Here is a 14,180-nt window from a genome sequence, read left to right as displayed (position 1 = left end):
AGGCTTACAACGGAATATTGTCGTGCTTTTTCCACGGGTTCTTCAGCTGCTTGCCGCGCAGGCTGGCGAATGCGCGCGACACCCGGCGACGGGTCGATTGCGGCATGATCACCTCATCGACAAAGCCACGCTCGGCCGCCACGAACGGATTCGCAAAGCGGTCTTCGTAGTCCGCCACATGCTGCGCCGTCTTTTCGGCATCGTCCAGATCGGCGCGATGGATGATCTCGGTCGCGCCCTTGGCGCCCATCACGGCGATTTCAGCGGTGGGCCAGGCATAGTTGAAATCGCCGCGCAGGTGCTTGGACGCCATAACAACATAAGCACCGCCATAGGCCTTGCGGGTGATCACGGTGACCTTCGGCACGGTTGCTTCGCCATACGCGTACAGCAGCTTGGCCCCGTGCTTGATGACGCCGCTATATTCCTGCTGCGTCCCGGGAAGGAAGCCCGGCACGTCGACCAGAGTCAGGATCGGGATCTCGAAACAGTCGCAGAAGCGCACGAACCGCGCGGCCTTGCGCGAGCTATCAATGTCCAGACACCCGGCCAGAACCATCGGCTGGTTGGCCACAACGCCGACCGTCTGCCCTTCGAGGCGGATGAAACCGGTGATGATGTTCTTGGCGAAATCTTCCTGAATTTCGTAGAAGTCACCCTCATCCGCGATCTTGGTGATCAGCTCTTTCATGTCATAGGGCGTGTTCGGATTGTCCGGCACCAACGTGTCCAGCGATTTCTCGACGCGGTCCGGTTCATCAAAGAACGGGCGAACCGGCGGCTTCTCGCGGTTGTTGAGCGGCAGGAAGTCGACCAGCCGGCGCACCTCGGCCAGTGCTTCGACATCGTTTTCGAACGCGCCGTCCGCGACAGACGATTTCTTGGTATGGGTCGATGCGCCACCCAGTTCCTCGGCTGTCACAACCTCGTTGGTGACGGTCTTCACCACGTCGGGGCCGGTCACGAACATGTAGGACGAGTCCTTTACCATAAAGATAAAGTCCGTCATCGCCGGGCTGTACACCGCGCCACCGGCACAGGGGCCCATGATCACGCTGATCTGCGGCACCACGCCCGAGGCCGTAATGTTGCGCTGGAACACTTCGGCGTAACCGGCAAGCGAGGCAACGCCTTCCTGGATTCGCGCACCGCCCGAATCGTTGATGCCGATGATCGGCGCGCCGTTCTGCACCGCCATATCCATGATCTTGCAGATCTTCTGAGCGTGCGTTTCTGACAGAGAGCCGCCGAACACGGTGAAATCCTGGCTGAACACATAGACCATACGGCCATTGATCGTGCCCCAGCCGGTCACCACACCGTCACCGGCAGGCTTTTGTTTATCCATCCCAAAATCTGTGCAGCGATGGCTGACAAACATGTCGAACTCTTCAAAGCTGCCTTCATCCAGCAACAGTTCGATCCGCTCGCGCGCGGTCAGTTTGCCACGCCCGTGCTGTGCATCAATTCGCTTTTGCCCACCACCCAAACGGGCGGCTTCGCGACGGTCTTCAAGCTCGGAAAGGATGTCTTTCATGGCGCGTATCCCCTATTAAATTTGGACGGACAGTATATGCAGTTGTGATCCGACCAAAGCCCTTTTCGGCAAATTTGCAAAGTCTTGGCAACTACATTCTGGAAAACTGTAAAAGTGCAAATTACTGACGTAGCGGCAGCGCCCGTCTGGCATTCCTCGGAACCGCAGCTATACATGTGAACTATGCAGTTCAGAACATCACCGGCCCGCCGCACACCCCCAAAGATCGGCACACTTGTCTTGCTGTCTGGCCTCGCCGCGCTCAGCATGAACCTGTTTCTGCCCAGCCTGCCGAACATGGCACTGCATTTCGAGACCGATTATAAGGTCATGCAATTGTCCATCGCGCTGTACCTGCTGGTGAACGCTGTCCTGCAAATCCTCCTTGGCCCGCTGGCTGACAAGGCGGGGCGCAGACCGGTTCTTCTGTGGGGGCTGTCGCTGTTCCTGCTGGCTACGCTGGGCTGTATTTTCGCTCCAACTGCCGAGATATTTCTGGCCTTCCGCATGTGTCAGGCGGTGGTTGTTGTCGGCATGGTCCTCAGCCGGGCAGCCGTGCGGGATCTATACGATCAGGACCAAGCCGCATCGATGATCGGCTATGTTACAATGGGCATGGCGGTGGTTCCGATGATCGGCCCCGCCATTGGCGGATTGCTCGAAGAGACCTTCGGCTGGAAGGCCAATTTCTGGCTCCCATTTGCCTTGGGCGCACTGACGCTTCTTTTGACATATGTGGACTTCGGCGAGACCTCGGCCAAAAGCGGCAAAACCCTGATCCAGCAATTCCGCGAATACCCCGAGCTTCTGAAATCCCCCCGCTTCTGGGGCTATTCGCTGTCTTCAGCGTTTTCGTCGGGCGCATTCTTTGCCTATCTCGGTGGCGCACCCTTCATCGGAACCGAGGTTTTTGGCCTGAGCGCGGCCGAGGTCGGCATTTACTTTGGCGCGCCTGCCGTCGGGTATTTCCTCGGCAATTTCCTCAGCGGTCGGTTTTCCGTCCGCTTTGGCGTCAACCGCATGGTTCTGTGGGGCAGCATTCTGAACGCAACCGGCGTCGCCATTTCTGCAGTCATTTTCCTGACCGGGATGGGAACTGCGCTTAGCTTTTTCAGCTTCATGACCTTTGTCGGCATTGGCAACGGCATGACCATCCCAAACGCCACATCCGGCGCCCTGTCCGTGCGCCCGCATCTGGCGGCCACGGCCTCGGGCCTCAGCGGGGCGATCATGCTGGGCGGCGGCGCGGGCCTGAGCGCGATAGCCGGCGCATTGCTGACCGTGGAATCGGGCGCTATGCCTCTGCTTTGGCTGATGTTGACCACCGCCATCCTGGCCATCTGCGCGATTTGCACCGTGATCTGGCGCGAGCGGCAATTGGGCCTTTAACATCGCTTGCCATTGTGGGTTTGCAAAGTTAGCCTGCAACAAAAGTAAAGTTGCAAAGGCACTCCATGCCCACCCAGAAACTCTACGCCGGTGCAAAACTACGCGAGATGCGCACACGACTGTCCCTGACACAACGGGAATTCGCCGCAAAGCTGGGCGTCTCACTACCCTACCTCAATCAGATGGAGAATAATAACCGTCCGATCTCGACCACGGTGGTTCTGGCGCTTGCGCAGGAATTTGGCATGGACGTCACCGAGCTTAGCACCGGTGACAGCGAACGCCTCGTCTCGGACATGCGCGAGGCGCTGGCCGATCCGGTCTTTGCCGACGCGGTCCCGCCGCTGGCCGATCTTCGCCTGACGGCTTCGAACGCCCCCGCTCTGGCCCGCGCCTTTATCGAACTGCACCGTACTTACCGCCAGACCCACGAACGTCTGGCATCGCTGGACGAAGCATTGGGGCGCGAGGATGCCAGCACACAGGCCAGCCCCTGGGAAGAGGTGCGGGATTTCTTCCATTATTGCGACAACTATATCGACGCCGTCGACCGCGCAGCCGAACTGTTCGCCAACCGCGCAGAAGAGCCGGGCGGCATACGAGAAGCAGCCCTCAGCAGCCTGTCCGAGCGCGGCATTCAGGTCGTCTTTTCCGATATCGAGGACCTGCGCGTCTACGACGCCGAAAGCAAAACGTTGCGCTTGTCCTCACGGACCGCACCACAGACGCAGGTTTTTCAACTGCTGCTGCAAGTGGCTCTGATCAGCCAGGACAAGCTCCTCGAAGCCACACTGGATTTCGCCAAATTCCAAAGCGAGGAGGCGCGCTCGATCGCCAAAATCGGACTGGCCAATTACTTTGCAGGCGCGTCCCTGATGCCCTATGCCAAATTTCTGGCCGCCGCACAGGATTACCGGCACGATCTGGAATTGCTCAGCACCCGGTTCGGGGCATCAATCGAACAAATCGCCCACCGCCTGTCCACACTTCAAAGACCCGGCGCAAAGGGTATCCCGTTCTTCTTCGTACGCGTCGATCAGGCCGGAACAATCACCAAACGCCACTCGGCCACGCGGCTGCAATTTGCGCGTTTCGGCGGCGCCTGCCCTCTGTGGAACGTTCACCGCGCGTTTGAGACACCCGGTCACTTCCTGTTGCAACTTGCGGAAACGCCGGATGGCGTCCGCTATATCTCGTTGGCCACAGATGTTTCGAAATCGGGCGGATCTTATGGCGCGCCCGTCCGCCGCTATGCCATTGCATTGGGGTGCGAGGTGCGCCACGCCCAAGCCCTGGTCTATGCCGACAACCTCGACATCAACAACGCCAGCGCTTACGAGCCTATCGGCATTTCCTGCCGCATCTGCGAGCGGCAAACCTGCCACCAGCGCTCGGTTCCGCCGTTGGAACGTCGCCTCACCATCGACACCCATACCCGCGGCACCCTGCCCTATCAGGTCACCTGAACTTCACCTGGCTGAAAATATCCCGGGGGAGTCGCGGCCTGCCGCGACGGGGGCAGAGCCCCCGCCACATGGCTCAGGCTTTTGAAAGAATCGCCCAGATCTCGTCTTTCAGGGCCGCGCGTTTCTTGCGCATCTCACCCTCAGCCAGATCTTCCATAGGCTCGATATTGGTTTCGGCCCGATGCACGACGCGATTGATCTCGTGATATTCCTCGGCCAGCCGGGCGAAATGCGCGTCCGATTGCTTGAGCTGGCTCATCAATTCGACCTTGTCCGGAAACTCTTCGGCCAGTTCATGCGGGGTGTGGGACATTCCTGTTCGCTCCTGAATTATGTCATTGCGAGTCACATCTACCGGACCCTGCCCCACCCCGCTTTGACGCGGATCAAATCACCGCTGCGCAATGGCCCATTGCGGGTGAATCCAAGGGCGATCATTGGCCTTTGGCAACGCGTCTTTACCCAGCAGGTGGTCCGAGACTTTTTCGCCAACCATGATCGACGGCGCATTCAGGTTGCCGTTTGTGATCTGCGGGAAAATCGAGCTGTCGGCGACGCGCAAACCATCTACACCAATGACACGACCTTCGGGATCGACAACGGACATCTTGTCGTCCGCCCGCCCCATCCGACAGGTGCCGCAGGGGTGATAGGCGCTTTCGGCATGTTCCGCGATGAAGCCGTTCAATTCCTCATCACTTTGAACATCTGCGCCCGGCTGAATCTCTTTCCCCGCATAGGGTTTGAAGGCATCCTGACCGAAGATTTCGCGGGTCAGGCGGATGCAGGTCCGGAAATCCTCCCAATCCTCTTCGTGGCTCATGTAATTGAACCGGATAACAGGCGCATCCTCGGGTCTGTTCGACCGCAAGGTGACTGCCCCGCGCGAGGGTGAGCGCATCGGACCGACATGCGCCTGGAACCCATGCCCCTCGGCCGCCGCCTGACCGTCATAGCGCACTGCCATGGGCAGGAAGTGATACTGAATATCGGGATATTCCACACCCGGTTTCGACCGGACAAAGGCCGCGCTTTCGAACTGGTTCGAGGCACCAAGCCCGGTTTTGGTGAACAGCCACTGCGCCCCGATCAACCCTTTGCTGATCAGATTCCAATGCTTGTACAGCGTGATCGGCTGCAGCGAGGCCTGCTGGATATAAAGCTCCAAATGATCCTGAAGGTTCGCACCCACGCCGGGGCGATCCGCGACAACATCGATCCCATGCTCGGCCAGATGGGCCGCAGGGCCGATCCCCGACAGCATCAGCAGTTTGGGAGAGTTGATCGACGATGCGGCCAGAACCACTTCGCGCCGGGCGCGGATAATTTCGGTCTTTCCCCCGCGCACCAGCTCGACACCGGTGGCGCGCCCGTTTTCCATCACCACACGCGCCGCCAGACCGCGGATGATTTCGCAATTGTCCCGTTTGAGCGCAGGCCGCAGATAAGCATTCGCCGCCGACCAGCGCCGCCCTTTCCAGACGGTCTGCTCCATCGGGCCAAAGCCTTCTTGCTTTTCGCCATTATAGTCGCCCGTGACTTGGTATCCCGCTTGCCGACCTGCATCGACGAAAGCCTGGAACAGCGGATTTTCGCGAGGGCCGCGCGAGACATGCAGCGGACCATCCGTACCGCGCCATTCGGGATCGCCCCCATGGCCGCCATCGTGCCAGGTCTCCATCCGTTTGTAATAGGGCAGCACATCGGCATAGGACCAACCATCGGCCCCCATTTCCGCCCAGGTGTCAAAGTCGCGCGCATGGCCGCGCACATAGACCATGCCGTTGATCGAGGATGAGCCGCCAATCACCTTGCCTCGCGGGCAAGCCAGGCGGCGGTTGTTCAGATGTGGCTCGGGTTCCGAGCTAAAGCCCCAGTCATAACGCGACATATTCATCGGGTAGCTCAGCGCGGCAGGCATCTGGATGAACGGTCCGGCATCCGTGCCGCCATGTTCGATCACCAGAACCGAGGCCCCGGCCTCGCTCAGGCGATAGGCCATCGCGCAACCGGCGGAACCGGCACCCACAATGACGAAATCAGCTTCCATTTTCGGGTCTCCTTTGCCCGCCAGCCCAGATTATCCGTCGCATAATCTATTCGCCTCCGGCGGGAGTATTTTCAAAAAGATGAAGAGGTTATTCGCCGCGCGGGAAGCGCTGGCTTTCCTCGACGATGTTCAGATCCATGTGGTTGCGCATGTAGCGTTCCGAGGCCTTTTGCAGCGGCTGGTAATCCCAGGGGTAATAGCCGCCCTGCCGCAGCGCCTCGTAAACCACCCAGCGGCGGGCCTGACTGGCGCGGACATCAGCATCGAACCGGTCCAGATCCCAGCGTGCTTCGGATTTGGCGCGCAGGGTTTGCAACGTGCCTGCGTGTTCCGGATTGCCCGCCAGATTTGTCAATTCCTGCGGGTCGTTTTCCAGATCGAACAGTTGGTCCGGGTCCAACGCGCAGCGGTTGTATTTCCATTTGCCATAGCGCAGAGACACCAGCGGCGCATAAGACGCCTCGGCCGCGTATTCCATTGCAACCGGTGTGGTGCGTTCCTCGCCCTGCGCCAGCGGCACAAGGTTTTCGCCATCGGTCCAAGGGGCGATCTCGGCCATATCCACACCTGCCAGCGCGCCTAAGGTCGGCGTGACGTCGATGGTCGAAACCGGCGCGTCGATCCGCCCTGCAGGCAGGTCCGGCGCTGAAATCATCAGCGGCACGCGGGACGAACCTTCGAAGAAGGTCATCTTGAACCAAAGACCACGCTCGCCCAGCATATCACCGTGATCCGAGACAAAGAGGATGATCGCCTCTTGCCGGGTGCTTTCCAGTACCTCAAGGATTTCGCCGATCTTGTCGTCCAGATACGAGATGTTGGCGAAATAGGCGCGGCGGGACTTGCGGATGTCGTCTTCGGTAATGTCAAAGCTGCGCCAGTCATTGGCATCGAAAATGCGCTGCGAATGCGGGTCCTGATTGTCATAGCCAAGGTCTGCGACTTCGGGCAGCAGGTGCTCGCAATCCTCATAAAGGTCCCAGTATTTCCGGCGCGCCACATACGGATCGTGCGGATGGGTAAAGCTGACGGTCACGCACCAAGGGCGGTCATCCTTGCCACGGGCCAGATCATACAGCTTGGCCTTGGCGTTGTAGGCGACCTCATCGTCATATTCCATCTGGTTCGAGATTTCGGCCGCGCCCGCGCCCGTGACCGAGCCCATGTTGTGGTACCACCAGTCGATGCGTTCGCCCGGTTTGCGATAATCAGGGGTCCAGCCGAAATCGGCGGGGTAGATGTCGGTGGTCAGGCGATCCTCGAACCCGTGCAACTGGTCGGGACCGACGAAATGCATCTTGCCTGACAGGCAGGTGTAATAGCCCGCCCGGCGCAGGTGGTGCGCATAGGTGGGGATATCGCTGCGAAACTCAGCGGCGTTGTCATAGACCCCTGTGCGCGAGGGTAACTGACCGGACATGAAGCTCGCCCGCCCCGGCGCGCAAAGCGGCGATGCCGTATACGCATTGGAAAATCGGGTCGAACGCTCGGCCAGCTTTTTCAGGTTCGGTGCATGAAGCCAGTCCGCGGGACCATCGGGAAAGAGGGTTCCGTTCAGCTGATCCACCATCAGGATCAGAATGTTCGGGTTTGTCATTTTTCAGCCTCGAGCAGAGTGTTGAGAACACGCATCGCATGGTTCACGGCCAGTTGCGGGTCTTCGGGCGCGCTGAGCGCCGCGCGGATATACAGCCCGTCGATCAGCGCGGTCATGTCTTCCGCAGCAGCCACCGGATCGTCGAGCAAGGGGCGCAGCCCGACGATCAGGTTCGACCGGATCCGCGCCTGATAGATCTTCCACAACCGCAGCGCATCATCATTGGTCTGCGCGAGAACGTAGAATGTCATCCAGGCGGCGATCACATCCGGCGAGAAACACGAAGGGGCAAAACAGGCGCGGATAATGGCCTGCGCGCGCTCGGTCGGGGCGGCAGCTTTAAGCTCGGCCCGCGCCTCGGCCCCGAAATCTGACAGAATCTGACGCATGGCCGCCAGAAAGATCTGGTCCTTGCCGCCGAAATAGTGATGAGCAAGCGCGCTGGACATGCCCGCCCGTTTGGCGATCTGGCTGACCGTGACGTCCAGGGATTTCTTCACGCCAAGCTCGGCGATCGTGGCACGGACAATCGCATCGCGACGGATTGGTTCCATTCCGACTTTCGGCATCCCTACCCCCTGAACTGGCGCTGCACGCCAAAGCTAGGGCGTTTTTATTGACTCGTCAATCAATAACGAAGCCACGCCGGGTTACAGCTTGGTCGCGATGCTGGGTGGGGTCACGTCACGGCGGTTCAGCACCAGTTCGCGCCAGGAAATGAAACTGACCGCCGCAAGGATCAACGTACCACCAGCCACCACCCACACGTCAACGCCTTCGTGAAACACAGCGGCGCCCAGCAAGGTCGCCCAGATCAGTTGCAGGAACGTTACCGGCTGCGTCACCGCAACCGGGGCCGCCTGCAAGGCAAGCGTCATGAAATAATGCCCGGCGGTGGCAAAAGTGGCGATCAGGAACAGAACACCGATGTCGCGCAAGCTGGGCGCGCTCCAGACCGCAATGGCGAAAGGGATCAAAGCCAGCGTCGTCCAGATCGACAAATGCGCCACCACGACCGAGGGCGGGATATCGCGCACAAGCAGCTTGGCCAACAAGTAAGACCCGCCCAGCGTCAGTGCCGTTCCGATCATTGCTATGTGCCCGGTCGAGACCTCTCGGAATCCGGGGCGCAGGATGATGAGCACGCCCACCACCGCGACCAGAATGGCAGCGATCCGGCGAAACGCTAGTTTTTCGCCCAAAAACAGCGCAGCCCCAAGGGTGACGTAAACCGGCGTCATGTAGTTCATTGCGGTAACTTCGGCCAATGGGATCTGGGTCATCGCATAAAACCACAGCATCACTGCGCCCGCATGGATCACGCCACGTAGCCCGAACAGCGTCAGATCACGTTTGCTGAGACGGGTGGCCAGGATGGATCGCAAGGCGGGCAGCAGAAACACAAGCCCCAGCGCATAACGCAGGAACGCCGCCTGTATGGGGTCCATCGTCGAGCCGAGCGATTTCACCAGCGCGGTCATGACAACAAAGCACAGCCCGGCGGAAAACATCCAGAACATGCCTGCGATCGGGCGGGATGAAACGGCAAGGGTGGTCATGGCTTTGGTTGAACACTGAAACCCGCTCGGGAACAACCCTTCACATGATAACAAGTTTCAAAGCGATACTCAGCATGACCAGACCGATAAGGACATCCAGCACCTGCCAGGCCCGGGGACGTGCAAAAAGCGGGGACAGAATTCGGGCCCCGTAGCCAAGGGAAAAGAAGAACACAAAGCTGGACAGAATGGCCCCGACCGCAAAGCTCAGCCGGTCGTCATATTGCGCCGAAATCGAACCGATCAGGACAACCGTATCCAGATAAACATGCGGATTCAGCCAGGTGAAGGCCAACACTGTCAGCAACGCGCTGCGCAGGCTAGTACGTTGGCCATTGCCTGCCTCCAATGCCGCCCCACCCCGCCAGGCCGACAGAAAGCTGCGCAGCCCGTACCAGGTCAGAAACGCGGCCCCGCCGTACCGCATGACGGGTTCGAACCAGGGCATTGCCTTTGCCAACGAACCAAACCCCGCCACACCCGCTGCAATCAGGATCGCGTCAGAGACCGCGCAGGTCAGGCACAGGACAAACACATGCTCGCGCCGCACACCCTGCCGCAGGATGAAGGCGTTTTGCGCCCCGATGGCAAGAATCAGGCTGAAGCTGAGCACAAATCCGGCGATAAGGGTTGTCGACATAGGGCCTCCTGCTGTTGCGAGGCGTTGACTAGCGGTCGCGGCGCGCTCTATCAAATTAAAGATGCTGAAGTGAATTAAATCTGGCTAATGCTGCTTGATCCCAACCATCTGTCGGCTTTGTCCGCCATTCTGCGCCATGGCAGCTTTGACGCGGCCGCAAACGCGCTGGCGGTGACGCCTTCGGCGATCTCGCAACGGATCAAGGCGCTGGAGGATCGCATCGGCGCGGCGCTGATCAACCGGGGGACACCCTGCACCGGCACACCGGCTGGCCTGCGCATCGCACAATATGCAGAGGATATCGGGCTGCTAGAGGCGCAGCTGGCCCGCGAGCTCACGCTGGATCAAGGCACCGATCCGGCACGGGTGCGGGTGGCGATTCCAGCTGATGTTCTGGCCACGTGGTTCGTGGGTGCGATGGCCAACGCACCGGGCTTGCTGTTCGATCTGGTCATCGACGATCAGGACCATTCTGCCGAGTGGCTGCGCCGAGGCGAGGTCAGCGCGGCGATCACCGTGGGCGGCCAGCCGGTCACGGGCTGCGACGCGGTCGAGCTTGGCGCCATGCGATACCTGCCAACTGCCAGCCCGGACTTCATCCGACGCTGGTTTCGCGACGGTGTCGATGCCGAATCCCTCAGCGCGGCGCCCAACCTTGTATTCAATCGCAAGGACGGGCTGCAAAAGGCGTGGATTGCCGGGCGGGTCAGTCGCCGTATTTCTCCGCCATCGCATTTTTTGCCGTCATCCCATGGGTTCGTCGATGCCGCGATTGCAGGAATCGGCTGGGGCATGAACCCCGAACCCCTTGTGCGCGGCCCTATATCAGATGGGCGCTTGCAGCCGATTGTCCCGGACGCGCCGCTGGACATTGCGCTGACCTGGCAGGTCAGGCGCGTTCTGGCCCCGGCGCTGGCCCCGTTGACCCGAGCCGTCAAACACGCTGCTGCCAAAGCCTTGATCCCTGCCGCTGACCGCCGGATAAAAGGGAAACCTTCGGAGTAACCTCATGTTTTCACGCGACGCTCTCAGCTATGATCCCATTCCCCTGCCCGACCGCTGCGATTTCACCGACGCACAGATGCAGGAGGCGGCGCAGGCCTTCTATGACAAGATGCGGCAGCGCCATTCGGTCCGCGACTTCACAGATCGACCGGTTGAAAAAGAGGTGATCGAGACCTGCCTGCGTACAGCGGGTTCCGCGCCCTCTGGTGCGAACCATCAACCCTGGCATTTTGCCGCCATCTCCGACCCTGCCCTGAAACAGCGCATCCGCGAAGAGGCGGAAGAAGAAGAGCGCCGGTTCTACGATGGCGGTGCAAGCGATGAATGGATCAAGGCGCTGGAACCCATCGGCACCAACGCCGTCAAAGAACACTTGACCATCGCCCCCTGGCTGATCGTGGTGTTCGCCCAGCGCTGGGGCGAGTTCGAGGACGGGACGCGCTACAAGAACTACTACGTCCCTGAAAGCGTCAACATCGCCACCGGCTTTCTGCTGGCCGCCTTGCACCACGCGGGGTTATCCACCCTGACGCACACACCCAACCCCATGAAATTCCTCAACGACGCTTTGGGACGTCCGGCCTCGGAAAAGCCCACGATGATCATTGCGGTCGGGCACCCGTCGAACAGTGCGACGGTTCCGGCGGTGGCCAAGTTGAAAAAGCCGCTGGAGGAGATTTCCTCCTTCTTCTAAGCAACGCGATCTTGGATCAGGTGCCGGTTGCGCTGCCTGGCGCAACCTGTGCCTCTTTCGGCAAAACCACACGGTAACAGGCCACCGCGGCGATCAAACTGCACAACACGATGAAGGCGACCGCCAGCGACACCTCATGCAGATGCGCAACGCCTGCAAGGGCGGCGGATACGGCAACGGCGGTCAGGCGCACGATGCTTTTGATCGCGGCTGACCCCTGAACGCGCTGCTCTTTCGGCGCGACATCCAGAAAGTACAGCTTGCGGGCGCTGCTGATCCCGGTCACTGCGACCGTGACAATGAACAACGCAATCGCGTGCAGATGAACCTCGTGATCGATACCAAGATAGTGAAACGCCAGCAGGATGATGCCCGTCGCCGCGACCATCAGCGTCCCGGCCACCATGACCGCGCGATGGGATTTCATGTTCACGATCTGCCACAATGGGGCCGAGACCAGATATCCCGAGGCCGACGACACAATCATCGCCGTCAGCCCTTTGGCCGAACTGTGATGCGCCTCGGCCGCGATCAGCGCGAAGAAGGGCACAGATAGCGAGACAACCACCAATGGCATCCGCATGACCAGATAGCGCCGGAACCACTGATGTTGAAACATGCTGAGAACGGACTGGATATTGGCCCTCAGCGACAGTTTCAGTGTCGATTTTTCAGTGCCTTTGCCCTGTGTAGCCTGACCAATCTCGGCCATGGCAAGGATCGACAGGCCGGACAGCAGGAAGAACGTGACCGAAACGGCAATAACGGCAGAATGGCGGGAAAAGGGCGGGTTGTCCTTGGTGATTTCGTGGACCAGCAATGCCAGCCCAATTGCGCCCAAACCGCCTGCACCCAGTTGCAGGTAATGCATCAGCATTCGGGATTTGGACTGAACATGATCCCCGATCAGATCCGTATACATCAGGTTTTGGATCTCATCGAACAGACCGATCAGGAAAAAGATCGAAATGAATGCAACCGCGATCAGGGGCACCAATCCCGTCGCCGCCACAGCTATGGCGATCAACAGGCAGGCGCCAATCGCAACCTCGGTCATCGCGATCCCGCGCTTTTTCTGCGTCTGGGCGGCAATGGTTCGGGCCAGGAAAAAATCAGCAATCATGCTGCCAACCATCCGGACCGAGACCAACGCCCCGGCGACGAACATCGGCAATTCAAAAGACACCGCCAGAAACGGCAGAACAACCGAAGGGCTGCCCAGCGTCCAGGCGACCTGGGACAAAATGCTCTGCCCGGCCAAAACCGGAACGTTTCGCTTTGCCAGATCTGATGGGTCTTTTGCCATTCTTGTCGAAATCCCAAGCCACGCAGCCAGCCTGCGCGCCCGTCCCGGTTGCTTTGTCAGGCCCCCAGACTATTGCGTTCCCCGGCCTTGACCAAGCATCACGTGAAATGCCCGAAACAAAAAAGCCCGGCCAAACTGGCCGGGCCCAACACCAATCAGGTCAAAAGGGTCAGAGCTGCGCCATGACCTCATCAGTCGCTTCGAAATTGGTTGTGACGCGCTGCACGTCATCATCGTCTTCCAGCGCATCGACCAGTTTCATCAGCTTTTGCATGTCTTCCAGACCAAGTTCGGTTGTGGTCGTGGGTTTCCAGACCAGCTTGGTGGATTCGGATTCACCCAGCGCCTCTTCCAGCGCGTTGGACACATCGTTCAAATCAGTATCCGCGCACCAGATGATGTGGCCGTCTTCAGAGCTTTCGACATCTTCGGCCCCGGCCTCGATCGCGGCTTCGAAAATAGTATCCGCGTCGCCTGCGTCCGCCTGATAGACAACCTCACCCTTGCGGTCGAACATGAACCCGACCGAGCCGGTCTCACCCAGATTGCCGCCATTCTTCGAAAACGTCGAGCGCACGGTCGAGGCCGTCCGGTTGCGGTTATCCGTCATCGTCTCGACAATCACAGCAACGCCATTGGGGCCGTAGCCCTCGTACCGGATTTCTTCGTAATCGTCGCCTTCACCCGCGACCGATTTCTTGATCGCGCGGTCGATCACGTCCTTGGGGACCGAGTTCGACTTGGCCTCTTTCACCGCCAGACGCAGGCGCGGGTTCTTATCGGGATCAGGGTCGCCCATCTTGGCGGCCACGGTGATCTCTTTCGACAGTTTGGAAAACAGTTTGGACCGCGCGGCGTCCTGACGTCCCTTGCGGTGCTGGATATTGGCCCATTTGGAGTGGCCTGCCATAATGCGTCCTCGTCATCGTGTTTGCGT

General features: G+C 59.7%; 13 protein-coding genes. 4 read left to right on the top strand and 9 right to left on the bottom strand.

Going from position 1 to position 14,180, the window contains the following annotated elements; all coding sequences use genetic code 11:
- Nucleotides 1-4 precede the first annotated feature (4 nt).
- Nucleotides 5-1,537, bottom strand: a complete 1,533-nt coding sequence (locus ACR0E6_RS16085; protein ID WP_170519996.1) for an acyl-CoA carboxylase subunit beta — start codon at nucleotides 1,535-1,537, stop codon at nucleotides 5-7.
- Between the two features lie 183 nt (nucleotides 1,538-1,720).
- On the opposite strand from ACR0E6_RS16085, the gene ACR0E6_RS16080 reads away from it, so the two are divergent.
- Together ACR0E6_RS16080 and ACR0E6_RS16075 are read left to right on the top strand one after the other, a co-directional pair.
- Nucleotides 1,721-2,926 carry a multidrug effflux MFS transporter gene (locus ACR0E6_RS16080; protein WP_480585138.1) on the top strand — a complete coding sequence of 402 codons (1,206 nt, stop codon included), beginning with the start codon at nucleotides 1,721-1,723 and terminating at the stop codon, nucleotides 2,924-2,926.
- Between the two features lie 65 nt (nucleotides 2,927-2,991).
- Nucleotides 2,992-4,392 carry a helix-turn-helix domain-containing protein gene (locus tag ACR0E6_RS16075; protein ID WP_480585135.1) on the top strand — a complete coding sequence of 467 codons (1,401 nt, stop codon included), beginning with the start codon at nucleotides 2,992-2,994 and terminating at the stop codon, nucleotides 4,390-4,392.
- A 73-nt stretch (nucleotides 4,393-4,465) separates the two neighbouring features.
- On the opposite strand, the gene ACR0E6_RS16070 is transcribed toward ACR0E6_RS16075, so the two are convergent.
- The 6 genes from ACR0E6_RS16070 to ACR0E6_RS16045 all read right to left on the bottom strand — a co-directional run bounded on the left by ACR0E6_RS16070 (nucleotide 4,466) and on the right by ACR0E6_RS16045 (nucleotide 10,238).
- A complete protein-coding gene (locus tag ACR0E6_RS16070; RefSeq protein ID WP_170454901.1) occupies nucleotides 4,466-4,705 on the bottom strand; it encodes an HP1242/YdcH family protein in 240 nt (79 codons plus the stop codon).
- Nucleotides 4,706-4,783: 78 nt separating this feature from the next.
- Nucleotides 4,784-6,442: a choline dehydrogenase gene (gene betA, locus ACR0E6_RS16065; protein WP_480585131.1), complete on the bottom strand. Its 1,659-nt coding sequence runs from the start codon at nucleotides 6,440-6,442 to the stop codon at nucleotides 4,784-4,786.
- 88 nt (nucleotides 6,443-6,530) lie between these two features.
- The gene (betC, locus tag ACR0E6_RS16060; RefSeq protein WP_480585129.1) at nucleotides 6,531-8,039 is read right to left on the bottom strand and encodes a choline-sulfatase; all 1,509 of its coding nucleotides are present in this window, start codon (nucleotides 8,037-8,039) and stop codon (nucleotides 6,531-6,533) included.
- Nucleotides 8,036-8,608 (bottom strand): choline-binding transcriptional repressor BetI, encoded by a 573-nt coding sequence (gene betI / locus ACR0E6_RS16055; protein WP_170454908.1) that lies wholly within the window; start codon nucleotides 8,606-8,608, stop codon nucleotides 8,036-8,038. Before betI ends, betC begins: the two co-directional genes overlap by 4 nt.
- A gap of 81 nt (nucleotides 8,609-8,689) precedes the next feature.
- Entirely contained in the window at nucleotides 8,690-9,598 is a 909-nt protein-coding gene (locus ACR0E6_RS16050; RefSeq protein WP_170454910.1) for a DMT family transporter, read from the bottom strand.
- Between the two features lie 40 nt (nucleotides 9,599-9,638).
- Nucleotides 9,639-10,238, bottom strand: a complete 600-nt coding sequence (locus ACR0E6_RS16045; protein ID WP_170624372.1) for a LysE/ArgO family amino acid transporter — start codon at nucleotides 10,236-10,238, stop codon at nucleotides 9,639-9,641.
- Nucleotides 10,239-10,325: 87 nt separating this feature from the next.
- On the opposite strand from ACR0E6_RS16045, the gene ACR0E6_RS16040 reads away from it, so the two are divergent.
- A complete protein-coding gene (locus ACR0E6_RS16040; protein WP_480585124.1) occupies nucleotides 10,326-11,243 on the top strand; it encodes a LysR family transcriptional regulator ArgP in 918 nt (305 codons plus the stop codon).
- A 4-nt stretch (nucleotides 11,244-11,247) separates the two neighbouring features.
- Complete coding sequence (locus ACR0E6_RS16035) at nucleotides 11,248-11,937, top strand: nitroreductase family protein (protein WP_170737509.1); 690 nt, start codon at nucleotides 11,248-11,250, stop codon at nucleotides 11,935-11,937.
- Between the two features lie 16 nt (nucleotides 11,938-11,953).
- On the opposite strand, the gene ACR0E6_RS16030 is transcribed toward ACR0E6_RS16035, so the two are convergent.
- Both ACR0E6_RS16030 and ACR0E6_RS16025 read right to left on the bottom strand, forming a co-directional pair.
- Nucleotides 11,954-13,243, bottom strand: a complete 1,290-nt coding sequence (locus ACR0E6_RS16030) for a permease (RefSeq protein ID WP_170737508.1) — start codon at nucleotides 13,241-13,243, stop codon at nucleotides 11,954-11,956.
- Between the two features lie 169 nt (nucleotides 13,244-13,412).
- Nucleotides 13,413-14,153: a YebC/PmpR family DNA-binding transcriptional regulator gene (locus ACR0E6_RS16025; RefSeq protein ID WP_170519960.1), complete on the bottom strand. Its 741-nt coding sequence runs from the start codon at nucleotides 14,151-14,153 to the stop codon at nucleotides 13,413-13,415.
- Between the last annotated feature and the right edge of the window lie 27 nt (nucleotides 14,154-14,180).

The organism is Ruegeria sp. AP12, from assembly GCF_056540025.1.
The sequence above is the reverse complement of the archived record's forward strand: the minus strand, read 5'-3'. Positions and strand labels throughout refer to the sequence as shown.

Excerpts from the sequence above, each read along its gene's own strand:
- ACR0E6_RS16050 (WP_170454910.1), bottom strand. The coding sequence starts at position 9,598 with ATGACCACCCTTGCCGTTTCATCCCGCCCGATCGCAGGCATGTTCTGG.
- ACR0E6_RS16035 (WP_170737509.1), top strand. The coding sequence starts at position 11,248 with ATGTTTTCACGCGACGCTCTCAGCTATGATCCCATTCCCCTGCCCGAC.
- ACR0E6_RS16080 (WP_480585138.1), top strand. The coding sequence starts at position 1,721 with ATGCAGTTCAGAACATCACCGGCCCGCCGCACACCCCCAAAGATCGGC.
- betC (WP_480585129.1), bottom strand. The coding sequence starts at position 8,039 with ATGACAAACCCGAACATTCTGATCCTGATGGTGGATCAGCTGAACGGA.
- betI (WP_170454908.1), bottom strand. The coding sequence starts at position 8,608 with ATGCCGAAAGTCGGAATGGAACCAATCCGTCGCGATGCGATTGTCCGT.
- ACR0E6_RS16025 (WP_170519960.1), bottom strand. The coding sequence starts at position 14,153 with ATGGCAGGCCACTCCAAATGGGCCAATATCCAGCACCGCAAGGGACGT.
- ACR0E6_RS16070 (WP_170454901.1), bottom strand. The coding sequence starts at position 4,705 with ATGTCCCACACCCCGCATGAACTGGCCGAAGAGTTTCCGGACAAGGTC.
- ACR0E6_RS16085 (WP_170519996.1), bottom strand. The coding sequence starts at position 1,537 with ATGAAAGACATCCTTTCCGAGCTTGAAGACCGTCGCGAAGCCGCCCGT.
- ACR0E6_RS16040 (WP_480585124.1), top strand. The coding sequence starts at position 10,326 with ATGCTGCTTGATCCCAACCATCTGTCGGCTTTGTCCGCCATTCTGCGC.
- ACR0E6_RS16075 (WP_480585135.1), top strand. The coding sequence starts at position 2,992 with ATGCCCACCCAGAAACTCTACGCCGGTGCAAAACTACGCGAGATGCGC.
- ACR0E6_RS16030 (WP_170737508.1), bottom strand. The coding sequence starts at position 13,243 with ATGGCAAAAGACCCATCAGATCTGGCAAAGCGAAACGTTCCGGTTTTG.
- ACR0E6_RS16045 (WP_170624372.1), bottom strand. The coding sequence starts at position 10,238 with ATGTCGACAACCCTTATCGCCGGATTTGTGCTCAGCTTCAGCCTGATT.
- betA (WP_480585131.1), bottom strand. The coding sequence starts at position 6,442 with ATGGAAGCTGATTTCGTCATTGTGGGTGCCGGTTCCGCCGGTTGCGCG.